This is a genomic window from Streptomyces sp. NPDC057654 (genome assembly GCF_042800135.1).
In the GTDB taxonomy this organism is placed as follows: Bacteria; Actinomycetota; Actinomycetes; order Streptomycetales; family Streptomycetaceae; genus Streptomyces.
In genome coordinates this window covers 1-3,253 of the sequence record NZ_JBHVHQ010000931.1, presented here as the reverse complement: position 1 = coordinate 3,253, position 3,253 = coordinate 1, and the positions used below count along the sequence as shown (strand labels likewise).

The following is a 3,253-nucleotide window of genomic DNA, read 5'->3' as shown; positions in this document are numbered from 1 at the left end:
GCCTGGACCGGCCGCACTTCGTGGCGCTGCCCACGCTCGCCCTCCTCAACTGGGGCCCGGCCCGCAAGCCGCGCCGCCAGATCCCCATCGACCAGCTGGCCCGCACCGAGGAACTGGTGCCGGTCGTCCGCTGGTCGGCGGACGGGCAGCGGCTCAGCCGCCTCGACCACCTGATGCTGGCCGCGACCCGGCTGGAGGCACACGGCATCTGGCTGTTCCGCCTCGCGGACACGCTCGCCGAGGACGGCCCGCAGGCCGCCACGGCGACGGCGCTGCGCCGCCTCACCCGCATCCAGCACACGCTGCGCGCCCAACTGCACGCCGAGCAGGCCACGCTGGAACTCGCCCCGAGCACTTCGCAACAGCGTGCGGTACTGGCCGCACTGGCGGCCGACGGCCAGGGCCCTTCGGGGGCCCGTTCAGGCACCGGGCTGCCGGGCGCGCTGGAGCCGCCGGTGCTCCAGGCCGCCGAGGCCGTACTGGGCATGGGCGCCCGCCGCCTCGGCGAGGGCGGCCGCCAGTTGGTCCGCCGCCACCTCCCCGCTCCCCACCGCGCCTGGCTCACCGCCATGGACCGCCACTGCGCCCCCGTACGCACCCTGGCCCACCGCGGCGGCACCGCCTCCCTCGCCTACCGGGAAGCCCAGGAATCCCTCATCGCCCTCCGCCACACCTACGCGTCCCTCCTCCGCACAGCAGCGGAACCCCAGATCCCGGCGGCCCGGCTGGGCGCCGCCGCGTAATCCGCGCCGTTACGTGGTCCGCGCCGCTCCGTAGCCCGAGCCGGTCTCAGCCGTCGCCGTCACCGTCGCGCGCCGCGATGCGTGCTTCCTGCACCGCACCCGCTTCCTGCGCCGCGTCCGCCATGGCCTGGAGGGCGGCCAGATGGCGGGCGAGGGCGGTGCGCCCGGCGGAGGTCAGGGCGAGCCAGGTGCGCGGGCGCCGGCCCACGGCGCCTTTGCGGATCTTGATGTACCCGGCCTCGTCCAGCGCGGTCGCGATGCGGCTCACGCTCGGATCGGAGACCTGGCAGTAGTCGCGTACGGCCGAGAACTCGGCTTCCAGACAACCCGCGAGAAAGCTCATCAGCGTCAGCCGCGTCGGGTGGTGGATGGCCTCGTCGAGCGCGGGCGGCTGGTCGGCGGGCCGAGCGGAACGACTCATTCGGCTCGCTCCGCGGCAGTCGATTCCGCCACTGCCGACTCGGCCGCCGTCGACTCCGCGGCTGCCGCGGAGTCGAGGCCACGGCGCGCGCTCTCCCGCCACCACAGGGCGAACCCGCTGAGCACGCCCGCCGTGACCGCGCCGGGGGCCCGGCCGTACGCCTCGTAGACTGCCCAGCCCACCGCCCACGCGAGGAGCGGCGCGCACTCCAGCGCCAGCCGTCCGCGCCCGCGCGGCGGCCAGGCGCGGACCCGTGAACGGCTCACCCACCAGACGCACAGGGCGGGGAAGACGGCCAGCGCCGCGATCCCCGTGACGGCGACGGCGATGCGCCAGGCCGCGCCGCCCGTTCCGTACGCCCAGGGTCCGACTACCAGGGCGATGCCGGCTCCGTGCGTGATCGCCGCCGTGGGCGTCCACCAGGACGGCTTCGGGCGCGGCGTGTTCGCGGTCAGCCGGGCCCGCTCCGCGGCGCGGAGGTCGCGCAGCGCCCGTACGGAGGCGGCGTAGTCGCCAGTGGTCATGAGGACTCCCATCGAACGACCTGGGGCGGTGGACTGCTTCGTATCCTGCCATCTACTTTTGCCAGGCAAAAGTAGTTTCGAGAATCGCCTTCGGCCAACCTGGCTGGGACGGGAGGGGTGCGTCTGGCGTGTGAAGCGTCGGGCGGGGCCCGTGAGGCGGGTGTGAGCCGCAGGGGGCGCACCCTGTCCACCAGGCGATTGGCGGGGGGACGGGTGAGGGTCGGTGGCCTGGCGTCGGGGGCCTGGGGAGCGGTGGGCGGGTGCGGGAGCGCGTACGTACAGCGGCCTGATTCGGGTTGTTATTGGTCTGGACATGATGAACGGCTGGTACTAGCCTCCCAGTTGGTCTAGACCGCACTTCACTCGACTCACAGAACCCCCCACGTTCTCAGGGAGCGAAGCATGCGCAAGAAGATCAGTGCCGCCGTCATCGGCCTGTCCATCGCGGGTGTCTCACTGCTCGCCACGGGCAGCGCGTCCAGCCACGGCTACGTCGACTCGCCCACCAGTCGGCAGGCCTACTGCGCCAAGGGGACCGTGAAGAACTGCGGGGAGATCCAGTGGGAGCCGCAGAGCGTGGAAGGTCCCAAGGGCTTCCCGAGCCGAGGGCCCGCCGACGGCAAGATCTGTGCCGGTGGCAACGGCAGGTTCGCGGAGCTCGACGACCCGCGCGGCGGCAAGTGGCCCGCCACCAACGTGACCGCCGGCCAGGGCTTCCAGTTCCGCTGGAAGCTCCCCGCCCAGCACGCCACCACGGACTTCAAGTACTACATCACCAAGGAGGGCTACAACCCCAACAAGCCGCTCACCCGCGCCGACCTGGAGTTGCAGCCCTTCATGACCGTGCCCTTCGGCGGCCGGATCCCCCCGGCCACCGTCACCCACCAGGGCACCATCCCCACCCAGAAGACGGGCAAGCACCTGATCCTCGGCGTGTGGACCATCGCCGACACGGGTAACGCCTTCTACTCCTGCTCGGACGTCCAGTTCTGAGCCTCCGCAGCCGCGTCCTCTGACCGCTCGACAGGGCGCGCGGCTCCCTCGAAGGGCCTCCCTCCCACCCCCGGGGAGGCCCTTCGCCCGCTCGGCGACGTAAGAGATTGTCGAGATTCCCACGCTCCCCGGCTTCGCGCACCCGCGGTCGTCTCGTAAGATCCACAGACACAGCAGCCAACTCTTCGCGGCCGGGGGCGAGTAGGAGGAGCCATGTCCGCCATGGCCGAACACCCCCCGCAGCGCTTCGAGCAGCAACTCGTGGCCCAGCCGCGGGCGTTCGCGCGCGTACGGCGCACCGTCGCGTCCCAGCTCCGCCTGTGGGGCCGCGCGGACCTTGTACCCGGCGCGGCCATGTGCGTCACCGAACTCCTCAGCAACGTCCACAAACACACCGCGACCGCCGAGTGCGTGCTGACCATCGACAACCTCCCCGGCGGCATACGGGCCGCGGTCAGCGACGCCGACGCCGGCATGCCGACGGTCAAGGAGCCCGACTACTTCGCGGAGAGCGGCCGCGGCATGTTCCTGCTCTCCGAGACCGCCGACACCTGGGGCGTGGACCTCAACAC

4 protein-coding genes and 1 pseudogene are annotated in these 3,253 nt (G+C 72.3%); 3 read left to right on the top strand and 2 right to left on the bottom strand.

The window, feature by feature from the left end; all coding sequences use genetic code 11:
• Positions 1–743, top strand: a pseudogene (locus tag ACFU99_RS38480) (hypothetical protein); the annotation flags it as partial.
• A 46-nt stretch (positions 744–789) separates the two neighbouring features.
• Here ACFU99_RS38480 and ACFU99_RS38475 read toward each other — a convergent pair.
• Positions 790–1,164, bottom strand: coding sequence for a transcriptional regulator (locus ACFU99_RS38475; protein WP_384401808.1), 375 nt, complete (start codon positions 1,162–1,164; stop codon positions 790–792).
• On the bottom strand, positions 1,161–1,688 hold the full coding sequence (locus ACFU99_RS38470; RefSeq protein WP_384401805.1) for a hypothetical protein: 528 nt from the start codon (positions 1,686–1,688) through the stop codon (positions 1,161–1,163). Before ACFU99_RS38470 ends, ACFU99_RS38475 begins: the two co-directional genes overlap by 4 nt.
• A gap of 402 nt (positions 1,689–2,090) precedes the next feature.
• On the opposite strand from ACFU99_RS38470, the gene ACFU99_RS38465 reads away from it, so the two are divergent.
• Positions 2,091–2,681, top strand: coding sequence for a lytic polysaccharide monooxygenase (locus ACFU99_RS38465; protein WP_384401801.1), 591 nt, complete (start codon positions 2,091–2,093; stop codon positions 2,679–2,681).
• 222 nt (positions 2,682–2,903) lie between these two features.
• Positions 2,904–3,253, top strand: a 350-nt coding sequence (locus tag ACFU99_RS38460; RefSeq protein WP_384401798.1) for an ATP-binding protein, incomplete at its 3' end; no start/stop codon positions are given.